Annotated in this window: 18 protein-coding genes; 8 read left to right on the plus strand and 10 right to left on the minus strand. The window is 68.3% G+C overall.

Translation table 11 applies throughout. The annotated features are described in order from the left end of the window. Nucleotides 1–250 precede the first annotated feature (250 nt). Nucleotides 251–1,339: an ionic transporter y4hA gene (locus DCN14_RS08630; protein WP_096499736.1), complete on the plus strand. Its 1,089-nt coding sequence runs from the start codon at nucleotides 251–253 to the stop codon at nucleotides 1,337–1,339. Between the two features lie 337 nt (nucleotides 1,340–1,676). Here the strand turns inward: DCN14_RS08630 and DCN14_RS08635 are convergent, their stop codons facing one another. The 7 genes from DCN14_RS08635 to DCN14_RS38995 all read right to left on the minus strand — a co-directional run bounded on the left by DCN14_RS08635 (nucleotide 1,677) and on the right by DCN14_RS38995 (nucleotide 8,810). Beyond that, nucleotides 1,677–2,516, minus strand: a complete 840-nt coding sequence (locus DCN14_RS08635; protein WP_096499738.1) for an amidohydrolase family protein — start codon at nucleotides 2,514–2,516, stop codon at nucleotides 1,677–1,679. Next, nucleotides 2,513–3,538, minus strand: a complete 1,026-nt coding sequence (locus tag DCN14_RS08640; protein WP_096499740.1) for an NAD(P)-dependent oxidoreductase — start codon at nucleotides 3,536–3,538, stop codon at nucleotides 2,513–2,515. The genes DCN14_RS08635 and DCN14_RS08640 overlap by 4 nt, the downstream gene beginning before the upstream one ends. After that, entirely contained in the window at nucleotides 3,535–4,611 is a 1,077-nt protein-coding gene (locus DCN14_RS08645; RefSeq protein WP_096499742.1) for a LacI family DNA-binding transcriptional regulator, read from the minus strand. The genes DCN14_RS08640 and DCN14_RS08645 overlap by 4 nt, the downstream gene beginning before the upstream one ends. Before the next feature lie 8 nt (nucleotides 4,612–4,619). Further along, nucleotides 4,620–6,506, minus strand: coding sequence for a TRAP transporter large permease subunit (locus DCN14_RS08650; protein ID WP_096499744.1), 1,887 nt, complete (start codon nucleotides 6,504–6,506; stop codon nucleotides 4,620–4,622). Between the two features lie 3 nt (nucleotides 6,507–6,509). Beyond that, on the minus strand, nucleotides 6,510–7,541 hold the full coding sequence (locus tag DCN14_RS08655; RefSeq protein WP_096499746.1) for a TRAP transporter substrate-binding protein: 1,032 nt from the start codon (nucleotides 7,539–7,541) through the stop codon (nucleotides 6,510–6,512). 206 nt (nucleotides 7,542–7,747) lie between these two features. Beyond that, nucleotides 7,748–8,695, minus strand: a complete 948-nt coding sequence (locus DCN14_RS08660) for a LysR substrate-binding domain-containing protein (RefSeq protein ID WP_240327189.1) — start codon at nucleotides 8,693–8,695, stop codon at nucleotides 7,748–7,750. Then, nucleotides 8,688–8,810: a hypothetical protein gene (locus tag DCN14_RS38995; RefSeq protein ID WP_275896809.1), complete on the minus strand. Its 123-nt coding sequence runs from the start codon at nucleotides 8,808–8,810 to the stop codon at nucleotides 8,688–8,690. The genes DCN14_RS08660 and DCN14_RS38995 overlap by 8 nt, the downstream gene beginning before the upstream one ends. On the opposite strand from DCN14_RS38995, the gene DCN14_RS08665 reads away from it, so the two are divergent. Both DCN14_RS08665 and DCN14_RS08670 read left to right on the plus strand, forming a co-directional pair. Further along, entirely contained in the window at nucleotides 8,809–9,747 is a 939-nt protein-coding gene (locus DCN14_RS08665; protein WP_096499748.1) for a 2-hydroxyacid dehydrogenase, read from the plus strand. The two genes, DCN14_RS38995 and DCN14_RS08665, sit on opposite strands and share 2 nt — an antisense overlap. A 70-nt stretch (nucleotides 9,748–9,817) precedes the next feature. Further along, nucleotides 9,818–11,194 (plus strand): MFS transporter, encoded by a 1,377-nt coding sequence (locus tag DCN14_RS08670; protein WP_096499750.1) that lies wholly within the window; start codon nucleotides 9,818–9,820, stop codon nucleotides 11,192–11,194. A 48-nt stretch (nucleotides 11,195–11,242) separates the two neighbouring features. On the opposite strand, the gene DCN14_RS08675 is transcribed toward DCN14_RS08670, so the two are convergent. Next, nucleotides 11,243–12,208 (minus strand): LysR family transcriptional regulator, encoded by a 966-nt coding sequence (locus tag DCN14_RS08675; RefSeq protein WP_096499752.1) that lies wholly within the window; start codon nucleotides 12,206–12,208, stop codon nucleotides 11,243–11,245. Between the two features lie 366 nt (nucleotides 12,209–12,574). On the opposite strand from DCN14_RS08675, the gene DCN14_RS08685 reads away from it, so the two are divergent. The 4 genes from DCN14_RS08685 (at nucleotide 12,575) to DCN14_RS08700 (ending at nucleotide 16,921) form a co-directional block, all read left to right on the plus strand. Beyond that, nucleotides 12,575–13,750 (plus strand): HPP family protein, encoded by a 1,176-nt coding sequence (locus DCN14_RS08685; protein ID WP_096499754.1) that lies wholly within the window; start codon nucleotides 12,575–12,577, stop codon nucleotides 13,748–13,750. A gap of 104 nt (nucleotides 13,751–13,854) precedes the next feature. Continuing rightward, complete coding sequence (locus tag DCN14_RS08690) at nucleotides 13,855–14,268, plus strand: helix-turn-helix domain-containing protein (protein ID WP_096499756.1); 414 nt, start codon at nucleotides 13,855–13,857, stop codon at nucleotides 14,266–14,268. 29 nt (nucleotides 14,269–14,297) lie between these two features. Then, nucleotides 14,298–16,085, plus strand: coding sequence for a chloride channel protein (locus DCN14_RS08695; RefSeq protein ID WP_096499758.1), 1,788 nt, complete (start codon nucleotides 14,298–14,300; stop codon nucleotides 16,083–16,085). Nucleotides 16,086–16,588: 503 nt separating this feature from the next. After that, nucleotides 16,589–16,921 (plus strand): hypothetical protein, encoded by a 333-nt coding sequence (locus tag DCN14_RS08700; protein ID WP_172441859.1) that lies wholly within the window; start codon nucleotides 16,589–16,591, stop codon nucleotides 16,919–16,921. A 133-nt stretch (nucleotides 16,922–17,054) separates the two neighbouring features. Here the strand turns inward: DCN14_RS08700 and DCN14_RS08705 are convergent, their stop codons facing one another. Both DCN14_RS08705 and DCN14_RS08710 read right to left on the minus strand, forming a co-directional pair. Further along, entirely contained in the window at nucleotides 17,055–17,375 is a 321-nt protein-coding gene (locus DCN14_RS08705; RefSeq protein ID WP_012366195.1) for a pyrimidine/purine nucleoside phosphorylase, read from the minus strand. A 194-nt stretch (nucleotides 17,376–17,569) separates the two neighbouring features. Beyond that, nucleotides 17,570–18,472, minus strand: a complete 903-nt coding sequence (locus tag DCN14_RS08710; protein WP_096499760.1) for a LysR substrate-binding domain-containing protein — start codon at nucleotides 18,470–18,472, stop codon at nucleotides 17,570–17,572. A gap of 182 nt (nucleotides 18,473–18,654) precedes the next feature. Here DCN14_RS08710 and DCN14_RS08715 point away from each other — a divergent pair, with 182 nt between their 5' ends. Then, the gene (locus DCN14_RS08715; protein WP_096499762.1) at nucleotides 18,655–19,839 is read left to right on the plus strand and encodes a M20 aminoacylase family protein; all 1,185 of its coding nucleotides are present in this window, start codon (nucleotides 18,655–18,657) and stop codon (nucleotides 19,837–19,839) included. The last annotated feature ends 46 nt before the right edge of the window (nucleotides 19,840–19,885 follow it).

Here is a 19,885-nt window from a genome sequence, read left to right on the forward strand (position 1 = left end):
GATCCAGGCTTTCGGCCTGCAGGTCGTCACGTGCCCGCACCCCGCCACCGGCGGCCGACCGCATCGAACCGTTTCAGTTTCATCCAGCGACGGGCTTCGGCCCGCCCGCGCCCCTCGCCGCCTCATCGCGGCGAACCCCGGGCAGCATCTGCTCATCCGTTTCATCGTCCTCGTTCGGCGGATCATCCGGCCGGGCTTCGTCAACCCGTGACGGCGCGTCGCGCGCCGCCACCCGCATAGGAAACCGCCCATGCCGCTCTCGTCCAACCAGCTTCCGCGCTGGACCCTCTGGGCCCCGCTTGCCGCCTGGCTGGTACTCGCGCTGTCGCGCGTCGTGCCGGCCGAAGGCCTCGTCATCGCGCTGTTCGCCGCCGCCCTCGCCGGCGCCGTGTTCGCCGCGGTCCATCACGCCGAAGTCGTCGCGCACCGCGTCGGCGAGCCGTTCGGCACGCTCGTGCTCGCGGTGGCCGTCACCATCATCGAAGTCGCGCTGATCGTGTCGGTCATGCTCGGCGCCGGCCCCGAGAAGTCGGGCCTCGCGCGCGACACCGTGTTCGCCGCCGTGATGATCATCTGCAACGGGATCGTCGGCCTCTGCCTGCTGGTCGGCGCGTGGAAGCACGGCGAACAGGACTTCCAGGGGCGCGGCGCGAGCAAGGCGCTCGCGGTGCTCGCGTCGCTGTCGGTGCTGTCGCTCGTGATGCCGAACTATCTGAGCGCCGCGCCGGGCCCGCAGTTCTCCAGCTCGCAGCTTGCGTTCGCGGGCATATCGTCGCTCGTGCTGTACGGGGTGTTCGTGTTCGTGCAGACCGTCCGCCATCGCGACTACTTCCTCGCCGCGCACGACAGCGCGAACGAGTCCGTGCATGCCGCGCCGCCCACCACGCGCATGGCGATCATCAGCATGGTGCTGCTGTTCGCGAGCCTCGTCGCGGTCGTGCTGCTCGCGAAGCTGCTGTCGCCGGCCGTCGAGCACGCGGTGATGAAGCTCGGCGCGCCCGAAGCCGCGGTCGGCATCGTGATCGCCGCGCTCGTGCTGCTGCCCGAAGGGCTGGCGGCCGTGACCGCCGCGCGCGCGAACCGTCTGCAGACCAGCATGAACCTCGCGCTCGGCTCGGCGCTCGCGAGCATCGGGCTCACGATCCCGACCGTCGCTGCCGTGTTCATCTGGGTCGGCCAGCCGCTCACGCTCGGCATCGGCGCGATGGAAACCGTGCTGCTGTCGCTGACGCTGCTGGTCAGCACGCTGACGCTCAGCCAGGGACGCACGACGGTGCTGCACGGCGTCGTGCACCTGTCGCTGTTCGCGGCCTATCTGTTCCTGTCGATCACGCACTGATCCACAATGGCGCGGGGGCCCGGCGGATATGCTCCGCCGGCCCCCCCGCATCGCTTCATCTTCCCCGCTCGATCGAATTGCTTCGGACGCCTGTGCCGCCGCGCGTGCCGGACGGTCGGCGGCACATTGCGTGGACGCGCGCCGGCGGCGTCGCTGGGCGACGGCGTAGGCGTCGTACGCAATACGGTGTCGGAGGCAGCAGGCTGTGGCGACACGCGACGGCGCCGTTGGGCGGCGCGCGTCGCCGCAGCCTGCATGCGGACGGGAAAGCGTACCGATTGACGGTACGAAACGGGACATCGAAACGGCGCCGGCGGTCGGCCAACCGGGCGTTACGTCACGAAGCCGTCGCGGCGTTCGTATCGAATCCGTACAGCACCGCCGGATTGTCGACGAGAATCGCGCGGCCCGCCGCATCGTCCGCCGCACATGCGTGCAGCCAGCCGAGCAGGCACGCATCGTCGGGCACCGGCGATGCGTTCGGGTGCGGCCAGTTGCTGCCCCACACGCAGCGCGCCGAATGCGCGTGCGCGAGCACGGTCGCGAGGCGTGCGACGTCGTCATAACCCGGCGCACCGGATCGCGACGTCTCGTAAGGCGCGGACAGCTTCACCCACACGTGGCCGCGATCGAGCAGGCGCCGCAGCGCAACGAACGCGGCGGCATCCGGCGCAACCGGCGTCAGGAACTTGCCCGTGTGATCGATCACGACGCGCGCGGGCAGCGACGCCAGCGTTGGCTCGACGTCCGGCAGCGTGCGGCCGTCGAGCTGCAGGTCGATGTGCCAGCCGAGCGGCGCGATCCGCGTGGCCATCCGTTCCAGTTCGTCCCATCGCGACGTGCCGCCCGACAGCATCATGAACCGCACGCCGCGGATGCCCGCCGCGTGCAGCCGCTCGAGTTCGGCATCCGGCACGTCGACCGGCACCGTCGCCACGCCCCGCGCCTGCGGGCCGAGCGCGGCCAGCGCAGCGAGCGTGCAGCGGTTGTCGAAGCCATAGCCGGTCGGCTGCACGACGACGACGCGCGCAAGACCAAGCGCCCGTTGCACGCGCCGATACGCATCCGCCGGTGCGTGCGGCGGCCGGAACGTCGCCGTCGGCGCGAGCGGATACGCATCGTCGTAGATGTGGATATGGCAATCGCACGCGTGCATGCCGCCGTCGTCGCGCGTCATCGTGCGGCGCCCTGCACGGCGGACGTGTCGGTCGAACGCCAGCGTTCGAGCCGCGTCGCGTGTGCCGCGTTGACCGCGCCGTTCGGCACGCGCCCGTCGAGCAGCGCGGCGAGTTGCTCGACCGTCTCCAGCGCCTGATGCTCGACCGCCGGCCGCGTCAGCCCGCCGATATGCGGGGTGGCGATCACGCGCGGATGCGCGGCAAGCCCGGGGGTCGGCATCTGGTCCGCGGCACGGCCGACATCGAGCGCGCAACCGGCCAGCCGGCCGCCGTCGAGCGCCTCGGCGAGCGCCTGCTCGTCGACGAGCTCGCCGCGCGACGCATTGACGAAGCACGCACCGGGTTTCATCGCGGCGAACGCACGCGCATCGAACAGGTTCGCGGTCGCCGGCGTCGCCGGCGCAAGGCATACGACGTAATCGGCATCGCGCAGCAAGGTCGCCCAATCGACCTGTTCGAGCGGCGGCGCATCGACCCGCACGTACGGATCACTCACCAGCACGCGCATTCCGAATGCGGTCGCGATCGGCGCGAGACCGCGCGCGATCTGTCCGTAGCCGACCACGCCCAGCGTGCTGCCGCGCAATTCGCGGCCCATCAGCGGCACCGGCGGTGCGCCGCGGCGGTACGCGTTCGCATAGGCGCCGATGCCGCGCGCGAGGTCGATCATCGCGCCGATCACCCATTCGGCAACCGCCGGCCCGAAGCCGGGGCTCGCCTGCGTGACCAGCACGCCGGATGCGCTCGCCGCACCGACGTCGACGGTGCGGATGTCGACGGCGCAGCGCAGGAACGCGGCAAGCGCGGGCAGCCCGTCGAACAGCGCGCGCGGCGCCGGCGTCTGCCGGTACGCGATGATTGCGTCGCATCCGTGCGCGGCGGCGATCAGCTCGTCCGTGCCGAGTTCGCGGTCCAGCGGATTGCACGTGACGTCCGCGATCGCCCGCAGCGCGCGCAGCGCCTTCGCGCCGAAGTAGTGATCGAGCATCCCCGACGGATGAGTGACGTAGACGTGCGTCATGCCAGGCCTCCGTCAGCGTCGGGCGCATACGGCGGCGGCGCAACCGACGCGCGCGCCACGAGCGTGACGCCCGGAAACACGCACTGCCCGGGCCCCGACGACGCATCGCCGTCGTGCCGCATCACGCGTCGCACCATCTCCGCGGCCATGTCGGGGACGGGCAACTGCACCGTGGTCAGCGCCGGCGACGAAATCGCCGACAGGAAATGACCGTCCATCCCCACGACCGACACATCGTCGGGCACCCGCAATCCGCCGTCGCGCAGCCCGGCCATCAGGCCGAGCGCGAACAGGTCGTTGACCGCGACGATGCCGGTCGGCCGCGCCGGATCGGCCGCGAGCGCGGCGCCGAGCGCGCGCCCGACGTCGACGATCACCGCGTCGCCGTATTCGTTCGCCGGGCCGCCGTCGAGCACCTGCGCGTCGACGCCCGCATCGCGCGCCACCGAGAGAAAGCCGCGAATCTTGTCGCTGCGGCTCACGGTGATGCCGGCCACCGTCGCGAACGCGAGCCGCGTATGGCCGGCGGCCACGAGGCAGCCGGTCGCGAGCCGCGCGGCCGCCTCGTTGTCGGCCGTCACGTGATCGACCTGCGATTGCTCGCCGGGCGTCGCGCGGCGGTCGTAGCTGACGACCGTCATCCCGCGTGCGGCCGCGCGCTCGAGGTGGCTTTCGTCGGCGAGCGACGAGATCACGATCACGCGCCGCACGCCGTGCGCGAACAGGTCTTCGAAGAACGACGCCTCCTTGCCGGCATCGCGATACGTGTTGCCGATCAGCACGCGATGACCGTACTGCTCCTGCGCGCAGGCCTCGATCTCGCGCGCGATGTAGCCGTACATCGGGTTGGCCATCGACGGCACCAGCAGCCCGACGAGCGGCGTCTGCCCCGTCTTGAGCTGGCGTGCGAGCGTGCTCGGCCGGTAGTGCAGCGCGTCCATCGACGCCTTCACGCGTTCGAGCGTCTCCGGCTTCATCTGATCGGTGCGGCCGTTGAGCACGTTCGAAACCGTGCTGACCGAAACGGCCGCATGACGGGCCACGTCCTGAATCGTACTCATGTCGTCTTGCATTGAACGGGCTACAGGCCGAAATGGGCCGGCAGCCACAACGAAAACGCCGGTGCGAAGATCAGCGCCACCAGGGCGGCGAACAGCACCAGCAGGTATTTCACCATCGGCCGCGCCACGCGCCCGACCTCGGTTCCCGTGATCGCGCAGGTCGTGAACAGGCCGAGCCCGACCGGCGGCGCGAACAGTCCGAGCCCCATCGCCACTACCACGACCGTGCCGAAATGCAGCGGGTTGATGCCGAGCTGCAATGCGATCGGCGCGAGCAGCGGCCCGAAGATGATCAGCGCGGGCGCGCCTTCGAGTACCGCGCCGAACACGATCATCAGCAGCGCCGCCAGCAACAGGAATGCCGTCGAGCCGTACTGATGGGCGAACGCGGTCATTGTGCCCGAGACGAGCGCCGGAATCTGCTCGATGGACAGCGCGAACGACACGCTCGACGCCGCCGCGACGATGAACAGGATACCGCTCGCCATCGACGCCGCACGCACGAACACGCGGCCGACCGAACGCCAGGTCAGTTCGCGGAACGCCGCCCAGCCGACCACGAGCGCATAGACCACCGCGAACGCGGACACTTCCGTCGACGTCGCGATGCCCGACGTCACGCCCTTGCCGATCATCGCGACCATGATCAGCGCGACGAGCGCGCCGCCCGCGAGCGGCAGCCATGCGCGACGCTCGGTGAACACCGCGTCGATGTCGATCCGGCGTCCGCAGATCACGGTCACGACGGCCAGCGACGCAGCCAGCACGGCCGCCGGCACGATCCCCGCGAGAAACAGCCCCGCGATCGAGATGTTCGCGACGAAGCCCATGATGATCATGTTCACGCACGGCGGAATCGTCTCGGCCATCACCGCGCTGCACGCGAGCAGCGCCGCGGTTTCGTCGGGGTCCTGGCGTGCGCGGCGCACGGCCGGCATCACGACGCCGCCTACCGCCGCGATGTCGGCCAGCTTCGACCCCGATACGCCGGAAAAACACGCGGTCGCGAAGATCACGATCAGCCCGAGCCCGCCGCGCACGCGCCCGAACATTCGCAGCAGCAATTCGACGAGCCGCGCGGACATCCCGTTCGACTCCATCAGCAAGCCGGCGAGAACGAAGAACGGCACCGCGAGCAGCACGAAGTGATCGGCGCCGGCCATCACCTGCTGCGAGTACACGAGCAGCGGCAACGTCGGATCGGCGAGGAAATACAGCAGCGCCGAGAAGGCGAGCACGAAGCCGATCGGCACGCCCAGCACGAGCCCGCCGACGAAGCCGGCGATCAGCAGCGCGCCCGGTGCGATCGCATGCTCGGGCTGCAACGCATTCCAGCCGTATACAGCGCCCGCGAGCATCGCGCAGCACGCGAGCGTGCCGATCACGCGGCGGCGCGGCGCGTTCAGTGCGTTCGCCAGCGCGAACACGCTCATGAACAGCGCGCCGAACATCATCGGATACACGTTGATCCAGCCCGGCAGGCCGCCGGTGGTCAACTGGTCGTACGAGTCGCCGAGCAGTTGCCACGACGACACCAGCAGGTTCAGCGAAACCGCCGCGACGATCCAGTGCCCGATCTGCACGAGCGCGCCCTGCCAGCTTGCCGGCAGCCAGCCGCGGAACAGGTCGATGCCGACGTGCTGGCTGCGCCCCAGCACCGTCGCCGCGCCGAAGAACACCAGCACGATCATCAGCGCGCTCGCGACCTCCTCGGCCCAGTCGACCGGATCGTGAAGGAAATAGCGGAAGATGACCGACACGAACACGACCAGCACGTCGGCGGCCAGCACCGCCGCCGATACGTATTCGATCCAGCGCATCGCCGCGTCCAGCGTGCGCGACGCGATACGGGCCGGACGGCTTGCGTCGGCCGCCGGCATGGCGCTCGAGACGGAACCGGTATCCATCGCTCAACCCCGCGCGGCGGCGATCGCCGGAAACAGCGGAGCGGTCGCCGGATACTGCTTCGCGAACGCGACGTAGAGCCGGTCATGCATCGCCTGCCGCAGCGCCGTGCGCTCGGCGTCGGCCATCGGATGGAACGTCATGCCGTGCTGCTTCAACGCCTGCTCCGCCTGCGCGGCCTTCTGCGTGGCAATCGCGCGCTGCTGCACGGTCGCATCGGCCACCGCGCGGTCGAACGCCGGGCGCAGGTTCGCGGGAATCCGGTCGAGCGCGCGCCGTCCCATCACCACGGTCATCGCCGCGAACACGTGGTGCGATTGCCAGCACGATTTGACGATCTCGTCGAAGCGGCTCGCGAGCACCGTGGCCGGATCGTGCTCGAGCCCGTCGACGACACCCGTCTGCACGGCCATGTACAGCTCGCCGAACGGAATCGGCGTCGGCACCGCGCCCATCACCTTGAAGGTGTCCATGAACGCCGGCGTCGGCAGCACGCGCAGCTTCGTGCCCTTCACGCCCTGCAGCGCCGTCACCGGCTGCTTCGTGAACACGCAGCGCCCGCCGAAGTGCGAGCCCCACGTCAGCACCGAACAGCCCGAGCGCTTTTGCAGCAGCGCGTTCAGGCTGGTGCCGACCGGACCGTCGAGCACCTTCGCGACGTGCGCATAGCTGTCGAACAGGTAGCCGAGATCGAGCATGCCGAGCTCCGGCGCGACCGTCGCCCAGATCGACGACCCCGCGATCATCATGTCGATCGCCCCGATCTTCACCTGCTGCGCGACGTCGCTCTCCTTGCCGAGCTGGCTGTTCGGAAAGTAGTCGACCCGGATCGCATCGCCGACGCTCGCCTTCAGGTTCGCGGCGAGGCGCTCGTACCACACGTAGTGCGCGGCGTTCTGGTCGGCCGGCATCGACGACGAGCAGCGCAGCGTCACGGTCGGCTGCGCCGCGCGGGCGAGATCCGGCACACCGCCCGCGACCGCGAGCGTGGCTGCGGACGCCGTTTGCAGAAAGCGCCGCCGGGTGAAGGTAGTCATGGACGTCTCCTTTGCGATTGCGCCTCCCGGCGCACTGTATCGATTTAGTGTATCGATACAGTAATACGACGACCGATGAGAACAAAATGAGGGTTTCCCCCTGTTTTCGGGTGAAAAGTCGATGGATGCGGGAGCGATTTCCGGCCCGGATTCGGGATGGAATGCGGGATTTCCTGACTTCCGGGACCGCTGGCGCGGCGTCAGGCCTAAGCGCCGCCGATATCGTCAGACAACTGACTTTCGTTCGAGACTCGGGCGTTACACGGCTCCGCCGTCAGAAACTGCTCGACCATCGCGTTGAACACCGGCAGCGCCGGATTGTCGTTGTCCGCGCGCCAGGCGAGATACAGTTCGGCCGCCACGTCGACGCCCGCGAGCGGCCGGAACACCACGCCGTCGACATGCAGCTCGCGCGCCGATGCAGGCACGAGCGCGGCGCCGAGCCCGGCGCGCACGAGGCCGAGGATCGTATGCGTCTGCCCGACGTAATGCAGGTAGTTCGGCAAGCGCCCGGCGCCGGCGAACATCCCCGAGATCATGTCGTGGAAGTACTTCCCCTCGTTCGGCGAATACGCGATGAACGGCTGCCGGTCGAGTTCGTCGGGGCCGATCCGCTCGTACGCGGCGAGCGGCGCGCCCTGCGCGACGGCGACGAGCATCGGCTCGCGCTGCACGAGCCGGTATTCGAGCGGGTGACGCGCGGCACGCTGGCGCACGAAGCCCGCATCGAGCATGCGCGACGCGAGCGCGTCGATCTGCACGGTCGACACCATCTCGCGCAGTTCGACATCGACGTCCGGCAGCGCGTGCGCCGCATGCGCGAGCAGCACCGGAATCATCCGGTATGCGCTGACGGCCGTGAAGCCGAGCGTAATGCGCCCGGCGCCGCCGTGCGCGACGCGCTGCGCGGCCTGCTCCGCCCGCGCGGAAAATTCGAGGATGTGCCGCGCATCGCGCAGGAAGCGCTCGCCGGCCGCGGTCAGCCTGACCTGCCGGCTGCTGCGTTCGAGCAGCGCGATGCCGAGCGCATGTTCGAGCAACTGGATCTGCCGGCTGAGCGGCGGCTGCGTCATGAAAAGCCGCCTGGCCGCGCGGCCGAAATGCAGTTCCTCGGCCACTGCGACGAAACAGCGAAGCTGGTTCAGTTCAATCATTCAATTCTTGAATCAATCGATAGTCTTTTGATGTTAGACCGATATCGATACGATTTCTATACTCGGTTGCACCTGATGCGCGGCCCGCGCCGCGCACGACGACCGAGACCTTCATGACCATCGATATCCTGCTCACCCAGCCGCTTCCCGACGTCATCGACGCCGAACTGTCCGCCCGTTACGCAGTGCATCGCCTGTATGCGGCCGACCAGCCGGACGCACTGCTCGAGCGCGTCGCGCCGCGCATCCGCGGCGTCGTCACCGGCGGCGCGAACGGGCTGTCCGCCGCGCTGATGGACCGGCTGAGCGCACTCGAAATCGTCGCGATCAGCGGGATCGGCACCGATGCCGTCGACCTCGCGCGCGCCCGTGCACGGGGCATCCACGTCACGACGACGCCTGACGTGCTGACCGACGACGTCGCCGACATGGCGATGGGGCTGATCCTGATGACGCTGCGCGACCTCGGCGCCGGCGAGCGCATCGTGCGCGCCGGCCGCTGGGGCAAGGCCGCGCAGCCGCTCGCGACGCAGGTGACGGGCAAGCGGCTCGGCATCGTCGGCCTCGGCCGCGTCGGGCGCGCGATCGCGCAACGCGCGCAGGCGTTCCGGATGCCCGTCAGCTATTTCGGCCCGCGCGAGCATCGCGACAGCGGCTATCGCTACGCGCCCGACCTGATCGCGCTCGCACGGGACAGCGACGTGCTGGTGCTCGCGGCTTCCGCCGATCACGGCAACGTGCTGGTGACGGCCGAGGTGCTCGCCGCGCTCGGCAGCAAAGGATTCCTGATCAATGTCGCGCGCGGCAAGCTCGTCGACGAAGCCGCGCTCGTGCGCGCGCTCGCCGACGGCACGATCGCCGGCGCCGGCCTCGACGTGTTCGCCAACGAACCGCGCGTGCCCGCCGCGCTGCTCGAACTCGAGCGCGTCGTCGTGCAGCCGCACCGCGCGAGCGCCACGCACGAGACGCGCGAAGCGATGGGCCGCATCGTGCTCGCCAACCTCGCCGCCTGCTTCGCGGGCCAACGGCCGCCGACCAGCGTCACGCGCTGATCGCGACTCGCCCGCCTTCACGGCTACACGAAACCAGATGCCTCCGCACGACGGAGGCCAGGAGACACGCATGTCCAGTCGATCCAGCGGGGGCGCAGCCGCCACCGCATCGCCCGCCTCACCCGCCGCATCGCGCACGATCGGTCGCGTCCGCTACACGGTGCTCGCGCTGATCTTCGCGGTCACGGTCGTCAACTATGCGGACCGCGCGACGATGTCGATCGCCGGCACCGGCGTCGCGCACGATCTCGGGCTGACACCCGTGCAGCTCGGCATCGTCTTCTCGGCATTCGCATGGGCCTATGCGATCGGCCAGATCCCGGGCGGCTGGCTGCTCGACCGCTTCGGCGCGCGTCGCGTGTACGGCCTGAGCCTGCTGCTGTGGTCGGTCTTCACGATGCTGCAGGGCACGGTCGGCGGGTTCGCCCTGCAGGGCGTGGCGGCGACGCTCGCGCTGTTCGCGATGCGCTTCATGCTCGGCCTCGTCGAATCGCCGGCGTTCCCGGCCAATTCGCGCATCGTCGCGTGCTGGTTCCCGACGGCCGAGCGCGGCACCGCGTCGGCACTGTTCAATTCCGCGCAATACATGGCCGTGGTGCTGTTCACGCCCGCGATGGCGTGGCTTACGCACGCGCTCGGCTGGGAGCACGTGTTTCTGTGGATGGGGCTGCTCGGCGTCGCGTTGGCCGCGCTGTGGTTTGCGTGGTATCTCGAGCCGCACGGCCATCCGCGCGTGAGCGACGCCGAGCGCGACTATCTGCGTGCGCACGGCGCGCTCGTCGATCTGGAGGCGAATCGCGTCCGCCACCGCGCACGCGTGTCGTGGCGCGATGCATCGCAACTGTTCCGCCACCGCAACCTGTGGGCGATCTATATCGGTCAGTACTGCATCACGGCGCTCACCTACTTCTTCATCACCTGGTTCCCGATCTACCTGATCAAGGGGCGCGGGATGACGATCATGGAAGCGGGCTGGGTCGCCGCGCTCCCCGCGCTCTGCGGGTTCACCGGCGGCGTGCTCGGCGGCGTGCTGTCGGACTGGCTGATCCGGCGCGGCGTGCATCCGTCGCAGGCGCGCAAGACGCCGTTCGTCATGGGGATGGCAATGGCGACGCTGCTCGTGCTCGCGAACGGCGCCGCGTCGAACGCGGTCGTGATCGCGCTGATGACGATCGCGTTCTTCGGCAAGGGGCTTGCGGCGGTCGGCTGGGCGGTGCTCGCCGATACCGCGCCGGAAGGCATGGTCGGCCTGAGCGGCGGCGTGTTCAACGGCCTCGGCAACATCGCGGGGATCGTCACGCCGCTCGTGATCGGCTACTTCGTCGCGCACACCGGCTCGTTCGCGGGCGCACTGTGGTTCGTCGCCGCGCACGGGCTGATCGGCATCGCCGCGTACGTGTGGCTCGCGGGCCGCTTCGAGCGGATTCGCGTGACGCCGGACGCATGAACGTCGGCACGCCGCGCGAGCCCGTTCGCGCGGCGAGCGCGCGCCGTGTTACGCGTGGGGCACGGCCGGCGCCTCCTCGACCGCGAGCCGGTCGAGTTCGCGCAGATCGTTTTCCAGCGCCGGCGTGAGCGTCGTGCGCAGGTGATCGAGGAACGTGCGGATCTTCGCGTCGAGATAGCGGCGCGTCGCATAGACGGCATATACGCTGACCGTCTGCAGCCGGTACTCGGGCAGCACGCGAATCAGCCGCCCTTCGCGGATGTCGTCGAGCACGGTGTACAGCGCGACGCACGCGATCCCGCGCCCGGCCCGCACCGCGACGCACAGCGCGTCCGGCACGTTGACCTGGAACGGCGCCGGCTGCAGTTCATATACCGCCTCCTCGCCGTCGTTGCGCTCGAGCCGCCACTCGCTGGCCGGCGACGCGGGCGTATCGAGGCGCAGGCATACGTGGTTCGGCAGGTCGTCCGGCGTCTTCGGCGTGCCGTGGCGCGCCAGATAGTCGTGCGATGCGACCAGCACGCTGCAGCTCGTGCCGCAGGTCTGCGCGACGTAGCCCGAATCGGGCAGTTGCGACGCGGTCACGATCGACACGTCGTAGCCTTCCTCGACGAGATTCGGCATCCGTTGCGCGAGCGTCAGCTCCACCGACACATCCGGGTTGTCTTCCTGGTAACGCACGATCGACGACACGACGTGACTCTGCCCGAGCCCCGTCATCGCATGGATGCGCATCTTGCCGCTCGGCCTCAGCAGCGCATTGCGCGCCTCCGCGTTCGCGTAGTCGATTTCGGCGAGAATCGATTTCGCGCGCTCGAAATAGCGTTCGCCGCTTTCGGTGAGGCCGAGATGGCGCGTCGTGCGATGCAACAGACGCGTCTGTACGTGTGCTTCGAGATTCGATACCGCGCGCGACACCTGCGCGGTGGTCGCGTCGATTTCCTTGGCGACCGCGGTAAAACTGCCGGCTTCGACAACGCGCACGAACAGGCGCATGTTTTCGAGCATGTCCATTGAATTGGCTTGGGGAGTGTCGGTGGAGAAAAGGCGGCGGCGTTCGCGTCAGAGCAGAAACGGGACGCGCGCGCGAACCACGCCAAAGCGATCGCCGTGCCGGGAAACAGGCGTGAGAGCGGGCATCGCGTACGTGGTTCTGACATATCGGGGGATTCGGTGGGCCGAATTGTACGCCGCTGCAGACAAATTTGCGCATCTACGCGGCCCCCGGGCTTTCATCCGACGAAAGGTTTTTGCAAGACACGTGCGTCGCGCGCATGCAACGTCTTGATGCGGTGCGACAATTTGTATCACGACGCGATATAATTTCGTTTTTGTCCGCGTTGCGTCAGCTCGCGCCGCCATTCTTACCGCTTCCCGTCCATGTCGTCAGGCTCTTCCCCGTCGCGCCGCACGTTCCGGCAGTGGCTGCACAGCTTCATTCCCCATCCGATGACGCTCGGCTGGCGCGAACGCATGCGTTCGTGCACGGGGGCGCTCGTCGGCATCGCGACGGTCGGCATCACGATGCGGCTGATGCCCGGCGTGCCGGGCCTCGTGCCGCTGCTCGTCGCACCGATGGGCGCGTCGGCCGTGCTGCTGTTCGCTGTGCCCGCGAGTCCGCTCGCGCAGCCGTGGTCGATCATCGGCGGCAATCTCGTCGCGGCGACGGTCGGCGTTGCGTGTGCGCAGTGGATCGCGGATCCGATCACGGCCGCCGCGGTCGCGATCGCATTCGCGATCGGCGGCATGTTCGCGCTGCGCTGCGTGCACCCGCCATCGGGCGCGGTTGCGTTGACGGCCGTGCTCGGCGGCCCGGCGATCCACTCGCTCGGCTTCGGCTTCGTGGTCGAGCCGATCGCGCTGCAGTCCGCGATCCTGCTGTCGGCCGCGCTCCTGTACCACGCGCTGACGGGCCACCGTTACCCGCACGGCGGCGTGCGTCCCGACGCGAAACCGCAGGCGGGCACGGCCGCGCCGGCCCGCGGCGGCTTCACGCGCGGCGACCTCGACGCGGTGCTGAAGCGTCGCGGCGAATGGCTCGACATCGATCCGGACGATCTCGAAATGCTGCTGCGCGAAACCGAGATGCAGGCGTATACGCGCACGTTCGGCCAGCTCACATGTGCCGACCTGATGACGAAGAACGCGATCGAAGTCGCACCGTCGACGTCGGTGCTGGCCGCGCTCACGCTGCTCGACCGCCATCGCGTAAAAGCGCTGCCGGTGGTCGATGGCGAGGATCGCCTGATCGGCATCGTCACGCGCGCCGACCTCACGCGCCAGATGCGTCGCCCGGCGCCGCTGTGGCAGCGGCTGTCCGCGCGGCTGCCGCAGTCGTTCGGCGGCCAGCCCGCCAGCGTCGCCACCGTGATGACGCGCGACGTCGCATACGTGCCGCAAACCATGCCGATCACCGCGCTGGTGCCGCTGTTCACGCATTCGGGCCACCACCACATCCCGGTCGTCGACGCATCGCGCCGGCTGGTCGGAATCATTACGCAGACGGATCTCGTCACCGGCCTGTACCAGCAGGCGCAGATGCTCGAGGCCGCGTAACACCGGCGCAACGCAAAATGCAGGTCATTCCGCGAAAACCCGGCCATTTATATCATATTGTGATATATTCCGCGCTACCGAAACCGCCTGCCCGACCGACCGCCATGTCCGACACCCGACGCGCACTGACCAAAAGCGATTTTCAGCAACTGTCCGAGTTCCGCTACCAGATGCGCCGTTTCGAGCGCTTCTCCGAACGCGCCGCGCAAAGCGAAGGCGTGACGCCGCTGCAATACCTGCTGCTGTTGCACATCAAGGGCTACCCGCACCGCGAATGGGCAACCATCGGAGAACTCGCGGAACGCCTGCAGGCGCAGCATCACGGCGTCGTCGCGCTGGTGACGCGCTGCGAGGCGCTCGGCCTCGTGAAGCGCAAGACGAGCGAAGCCGACCGCCGGCAGGTCGAGGTTCATCTCGAACAGGCCGGCGAAACGTTGCTGGCGCGTCTCGCGGCGATGCATCGCGCCGAGCTGACGTCGCTCAAGGGCACATTCCAGGTTCCGCAGATCGATTTTTGACCCAAGCTTTACCGACCTTTTCAACTCCGATGAACGCACCACATAAACGCGATTTCTCGACCAACGAACGCCTGCCCAGGATCGCGTTGCTAGCTGCCGTGATCGGCTTGCTCAGCACGCTGGCGGCGTTCGTGCTGTTGAGCCTGATTCACCTGTTCACGAACCTGTTCTTCTTCCAGCAGTTCTCGTTCGCCGACCACTCGCCTGCCAATAATACGCTCGGCGCATGGGTGATCGTCGTGCCGGTGATCGGCGGGCTGATCGTCGGCCTGATGGCGCGCTTCGGTTCGGAGAAGATCCGCGGCCATGGCATTCCGGAAGCGATCGAGGCGATCCTGTTCGGCAAGAGCCGCATGTCGCCGAAGGTCGCCGTGCTCAAGCCGCTGTCGTCCGGCATCGTGATCGGCAGCGGCGGCCCGTTCGGTGCCGAAGGCCCGATCATCATGACGGGCGGCGCGCTGGGCTCGCTGATCGCGCAATGCGTGCACGTGACCGCCGCCGAGCGCAAGACGCTGCTCGTCGCGGGCGCGGCCGCCGGCATGACGGCCGTGTTCGGCACGCCGGTCGCCGCCGTGCTGCTCGCGGTCGAGCTGCTGCTGTTCGAATGGCGTCCGCGCAGTTTCCTGCCGGTCGCGCTCGCGTGCGCGGTGGCCGGTTTTGCGCGCGCCGTGTTCTTCGGCGTCGGTCCGCTGTTTCCGCTGACGACATCCGCGCCGACGCCCGTCGCGCTGCTGTCGTGCATCGTCGCCGGCTTGCTGTCGGGCATGCTCGCATGCGGCCTGTCGGCTGCGCTGTACCGCATCGAAGACGGCTTCGCGAAACTGCCGGTGCACTGGATGTGGTGGCCGGCGCTCGGCGCGATCGTGATCGGCATCGGCGGCTGGCTCGAGCCGCGCGCGCTCGGCGTCGGCTATGACGTGATCGGCGACCTGCTGCACCAGCACATCGCGCTGAAGATCGCGCTCGCACTGCTGATCGTGAAGGCCGTGATGTGGGTGGTCGCGCTCGGCTCGGGTACGTCGGGCGGTGTGCTGGCCCCGCTGCTGATGCTCGGCGCGGGCCTCGGCACCGTGCTGTCGCCGGTGCTGCCCGGCGGCGATCCGGCGCTGTGGCCGCTCGTCTGCATGGCCGCGACGCTCGGTGCAACGCTCGGCGCGCCGCTGACCGCGATCGTGTTCGCGTTCGGCCTCACGCACGACGCGAACGCGCTGCTGCCGCTGCTCGCGGCGACGCTCGTCGCGCACGGCTTCGCGACCGTCGTGATGAAGCGTTCGATCATGACCGAAAAGATCGCGCGTCGCGGCTATCACATCTACCGCGAATACGGCGTCGATCCGCTCGAGCGCCATGACGTGGGTGAAGTGATGACATCCGCCGATGCGCTCGTCGCGATCGACGGCGCAACGACGCTCGACGCGGTCGAGTCGCAGTACTTCGGCGCGAAGCAGACGCACCGTGCCTACCCGGTCGTGCAGAACGGCCGCCTGCTCGGCCTCGTCGATCGTGCGACGCTCGATGCGCAGCGCGCGCAAGCCGGTGCCGGCGCGACGCTCGCGAGCGCGTTCGCCGATCGCGCACCTGCCGTCGCGCTCGCACACGAAACGTGCCGCGTCGTCGCGTCGCGCCTCGCGATGCTCGGCCTCGAACGCCTGCCGGTCGTCGACGATCCGCAATCGCTGCGCATCACCGGCATCGTGTCGCGCAGCGACCTCATCAAGCCCGCGCTCCAGCACTTCGACGACGAGCAGAAGCGCGAACGCTTCCGTCCGGTCGTGCCGGCCAACCTGCGCGACAGCGGCACCCGCAAGCCCGTCTGACGCCGGCAGCGTGCGCGGCGCAGCGCCGCGCTTCCCCCGCTTCACTCCGCCTCGCGAAACGGCGCGCACCGCGCGCCGTTTTTGCATTCCGCGCGCCCGTGTTTAAACTTCGTTGACAATTCAACAGGCGAAAGTTTGTCATCATGGCATGCATGCGACGGGGCCACCCTTCAGCCATTCCACTTCGTCAGCCAATAAAGAAGCGTCGCGGCGCAACATGCGAAGACATGCAGCACGCCGCGATCGTCCATTCGCCACATCGCCGGACAACGAGCAGACCACACGGCGCATGACGTCGTTCCCGCGTTTCCCCGCTCGTTCGGGCCGCGCACGACAGCATGTCGCACCGCCACAAAACGCACAGCACTCGGGTTGTCGTCCGGCAAGCGCATTAACAACTTGTTTCCGATTCACCGGAACCGCGCTCGCTCGATGCAATCTCACAGGCACGCAGTTTTGCTGCGCATCCCACTCAATCAATCACGACTCGAGGGAGATAAAACGTGAACGTGAAATACTTACCGCTCATCGCATTGACCGTGGCAATTTCTGCTCATGCGGCCGATCCGGCCGTGCAGAATGTGGGACAAAGCCAGAAGCCCGCCCAGGACGTCTCCGCATGTATCGCGAAGACCTGGGCCGACAAGTCGCAGCAACAGGTGATCTCGCAGAACGTGCTCGCCAACGGCCTCGCGACCGACGTCTACGCACCGGGCCAGCAGCCGCCGAACGGCGCCGCCGCGATGGTCCGCCCGTCGTGGAAGCCGGACGCGAAGACGTGGGTCGGCGTTCGCGGCGACGCCGCTTCCGCGGGCGACATCAGCGCCTGCCTGTAAGCGCCGTGCCGGGCGGCATCGCGCCGCCCGCATGCGACAAGCCCCGCTTCGGCGGGGCTTTTTGTTTTCCGCGCACCGGCCGCGCGGCCGATGCGTGCGCGTGCCGCGCGTGGGCATCCCTGCGTGAAGGTGCTTACAGGTAGCTGCAGACGTAGTCGAGCGTCTCGAGCACTTCGATGTCGAAGCGGCTCTTGCCCGGCACCGAGAACGATTCGCCGGCGCCGTAGGTTTGCCATTCGCTGCTGCCGTCGAGCTTCACGCGGCACTTGCCGGCCTGCACTTCCATCAATTCAGCCGCGTCCGTGCCGAAGTTGAGCGCGCACGGCAGGATCACGCCGAGCGTCTTGCGCGTGCCGTCCGGGAAGAGCACGGTATGCGACACGCACTTGCCGTCGAAATAGACGTTCGCGCGCTTGACGACCGATACGTTGTCGAATTGGGTTGCACTGGTCATGTGATGCCTCTGATTGCTGGATGCCGGATGGCGTGTGGTTGGAAGCCGGCCGGGTCGACAGGCCGGCCGATATGATACCGGCTCGCGGCGCACATGCCGCAAGCCTGCAATCGCGCACGGGAAGCGACGAAGGCGCACGACCGATAATCAGGATCACTATGTTGTGTGATTGCCCGAATCCGCATGCGCTCCGCTCACCGCAATCCCTTGCGCCGCGCGGAATCGCGCAGGCAGTCGAGCAGCATCGCCGCGGCGGGCGTGAGCGGGCTGTCGCGGCGCGTAACGACCTGCACGGACACGCCCGGCAGCCGCTCGCGGATCGGCAACACCACGAGCTGGTCGCGCGCCCACTCCCCTTGCAGCAGTTGCTCGGGCATCGACGCGATCAGGTCGCAACCCGTCATCAGGCTGTGCGCAAGCCCGAAGCTCGGGCATTCGACGACCCGCTGCGGCACCGGCAGCCCGTATGCGACGAATGAATTGAACAACACCTGGGTCGAGCTTTCCGGCGACGGATTCATCAGCCAGTCGGCTTCGACGAGATCGGCGAGCGACGTGGCCGACGCCAGCGGATGCCCCTTGCGCGCGACGATCAGCGATCGGCTCGCATAGAGTTCCGCGTGATCGAACTCGGCCGCGAGCAGTTCGGGCACGACGACGGCCACCGCGAAATCGAGCGAGCCGTCGTGCAGCCGCGGCAGCGCGACGCCCGGAAACCCTTCGACGAGGTTGACGCGCGCAACCGGAAAGCGCCGCCGGAACGCGCGGAATGCGTCGGGCAGAATCGTCACGGCGGCGGCCGGCGTAATCGCCGCCGCAACCGAGCCCGTCATCGCGCCCTGGGCCTGCTCGATGTCGTCGCGCGCGCGCTGCATTTCGGCGACGATCAGCCGCGCGCGCACCTGCAACTGCTGGCCGAACGCGGTGAGCTGCACGCCGCGCGCGGTGCGCACGACGAGCGATACGCCGAGCGCGATCTCCAGCTCCTTCACCGCCTTCGTCAACGCTGCCGGCGACACGTTCAGGCGCCGCGCGGCCGCACGGATACTCCCTTCTTCCGCGACGGTGACGAACGCTTTCAGCTGATGGTATTTCATGGCGGCATGCGTGATTCGTGGAAACCCTGTTGTGCCGCGCCGCATGCCGGCTCAGGGTATTCCCGAGCGGCAACCAGTGGTGTGCACCAAAGCAATTTAGCAGCTTCTGGTACGCAAAAGAAATTTATATGCTTGCACGTCATATGCGCGTCAAACGCCCACCGTCCCCCACAGGAGACACCATGCTGCAAGCCGTGAACCCCGTCATCCCCGGCATCGCCGCGATCGCCCCCGATCTGATCGAGGTGCGCCGCCGCATCCATGCTCATCCGGAACTCGCATTCGAGGAAACGCTGACCAGCGACCTCGTCGCCGAACTGCTCACGGGCTGGGGCTATGAAGTGCATCGCGGCATCGGCAAGACGGGTGTCGTCGGCGTGCTGCGCGAAGGACAAGGCACGCGCACCGTCGGCCTGCGCGCCGACATGGATGCGCTGCCGCTCGCGGAAGCTACCGGCCTGCCGTACGCGAGCCGTCACGCGAACAAGATGCATGCATGCGGCCACGACGGCCATACGGCGATGCTGCTGTGCGCGGCGCGCCACCTCGCGGCCACGCGCCAGTTCTCCGGCACACTGAACCTGATCTTCCAGCCGGCCGAGGAAAACTTCGGCGGCGCGAAGTCGATGATGGACGACGGCCTGTTCGATCGTTTCCCGTGCGATGCGATCTTCGCGATCCACAACATGCCGGGCCGTGCGGCCGGCGACATGGCGTTCCGCACCGGCGCCGCGATGGCGTCGGCCGACCGCGTGACGATCACGCTGCGCGGCGTCGGCGGCCACGGCGCGATGCCGCACTTCGCGCGCGATCCGATGTCGGCCGCGGGCAGCATCATGGTCGCGCTGCAGACGATCGTCGCGCGCGAGGTCGACGCGCAGCATGCGGCCGTGATCACGGTCGGCAGCGTGCAGGCCGGCGAGACCTTCAACATCATTCCGGAAACCGTCGTGATGAAGCTGTCGGTGCGCGCGTTGAACGCCGACGTGCGCGCGCTGCTCGCGCGCCGCATCGAAGCACTTGCCAAAGGTCAGGCGGAAAGCTTCGGCATCACCGCGGAAGTCGATTACGACTACGGCTACCCGGTGCTCGTCAACCATCCGGAGCCGACCGCCTTCGCGGCCGACATCGCGCGCCAGATGCTCGGCGCCGAGCGCGTCGAAACCGAGGCCGCGCCGCTGATGGGCAGCGAAGACTTCGCGTTCATGCTCGAAGCGCGCCCCGGCTGCTATGCGTTCATCGGCAACGGGATCGGCAGCAAGGGTGGCTGCATGGTGCACAACCCCGGCTACGACTTCAACGACGACATCCTCGCGATCGGCGCGAGCTACTGGGTGCGCGTCGCCGAAGCGTGGCTCGCGGCCTGACGGCCGTTCCTCACGGCTCTTCATCACGCAGTTCCGCGCTTACCGG

The sequence above is a fragment of the Burkholderia sp. IDO3 genome, assembly GCF_003366075.1.
GTDB classification, from domain to species: Bacteria; Pseudomonadota; Gammaproteobacteria; order Burkholderiales; family Burkholderiaceae; genus Burkholderia; species Burkholderia anthina.

What these genes read in the sequence shown, in the direction of transcription:
- DCN14_RS08630 (WP_096499736.1), top strand. Translation starts at nt 251, where the DNA reads ATGCCGCTCTCGTCCAACCAGCTTCCGCGCTGGACCCTCTGGGCCCCG.
- DCN14_RS08635 (WP_096499738.1), bottom strand. Translation starts at nt 2,516, where the DNA reads ATGACGCGCGACGACGGCGGCATGCACGCGTGCGATTGCCATATCCAC.
- DCN14_RS08640 (WP_096499740.1), bottom strand. Translation starts at nt 3,538, where the DNA reads ATGACGCACGTCTACGTCACTCATCCGTCGGGGATGCTCGATCACTAC.
- DCN14_RS08645 (WP_096499742.1), bottom strand. Translation starts at nt 4,611, where the DNA reads ATGCAAGACGACATGAGTACGATTCAGGACGTGGCCCGTCATGCGGCC.
- DCN14_RS08650 (WP_096499744.1), bottom strand. Translation starts at nt 6,506, where the DNA reads ATGGATACCGGTTCCGTCTCGAGCGCCATGCCGGCGGCCGACGCAAGC.
- DCN14_RS08655 (WP_096499746.1), bottom strand. Translation starts at nt 7,541, where the DNA reads ATGACTACCTTCACCCGGCGGCGCTTTCTGCAAACGGCGTCCGCAGCC.
- DCN14_RS08660 (WP_240327189.1), bottom strand. Translation starts at nt 8,695, where the DNA reads ATGATTGAACTGAACCAGCTTCGCTGTTTCGTCGCAGTGGCCGAGGAA.
- DCN14_RS08665 (WP_096499748.1), top strand. Translation starts at nt 8,809, where the DNA reads ATGACCATCGATATCCTGCTCACCCAGCCGCTTCCCGACGTCATCGAC.
- DCN14_RS38995 (WP_275896809.1), bottom strand. Translation starts at nt 8,810, where the DNA reads ATGAAGGTCTCGGTCGTCGTGCGCGGCGCGGGCCGCGCATCAGGTGCA.
- DCN14_RS08670 (WP_096499750.1), top strand. Translation starts at nt 9,818, where the DNA reads ATGTCCAGTCGATCCAGCGGGGGCGCAGCCGCCACCGCATCGCCCGCC.
- DCN14_RS08675 (WP_096499752.1), bottom strand. Translation starts at nt 12,208, where the DNA reads ATGGACATGCTCGAAAACATGCGCCTGTTCGTGCGCGTTGTCGAAGCC.
- DCN14_RS08685 (WP_096499754.1), top strand. Translation starts at nt 12,575, where the DNA reads ATGTCGTCAGGCTCTTCCCCGTCGCGCCGCACGTTCCGGCAGTGGCTG.
- DCN14_RS08690 (WP_096499756.1), top strand. Translation starts at nt 13,855, where the DNA reads ATGTCCGACACCCGACGCGCACTGACCAAAAGCGATTTTCAGCAACTG.
- DCN14_RS08695 (WP_096499758.1), top strand. Translation starts at nt 14,298, where the DNA reads ATGAACGCACCACATAAACGCGATTTCTCGACCAACGAACGCCTGCCC.
- DCN14_RS08705 (WP_012366195.1), bottom strand. Translation starts at nt 17,375, where the DNA reads ATGACCAGTGCAACCCAATTCGACAACGTATCGGTCGTCAAGCGCGCG.
- DCN14_RS08710 (WP_096499760.1), bottom strand. Translation starts at nt 18,472, where the DNA reads ATGAAATACCATCAGCTGAAAGCGTTCGTCACCGTCGCGGAAGAAGGG.
- DCN14_RS08715 (WP_096499762.1), top strand. Translation starts at nt 18,655, where the DNA reads ATGCTGCAAGCCGTGAACCCCGTCATCCCCGGCATCGCCGCGATCGCC.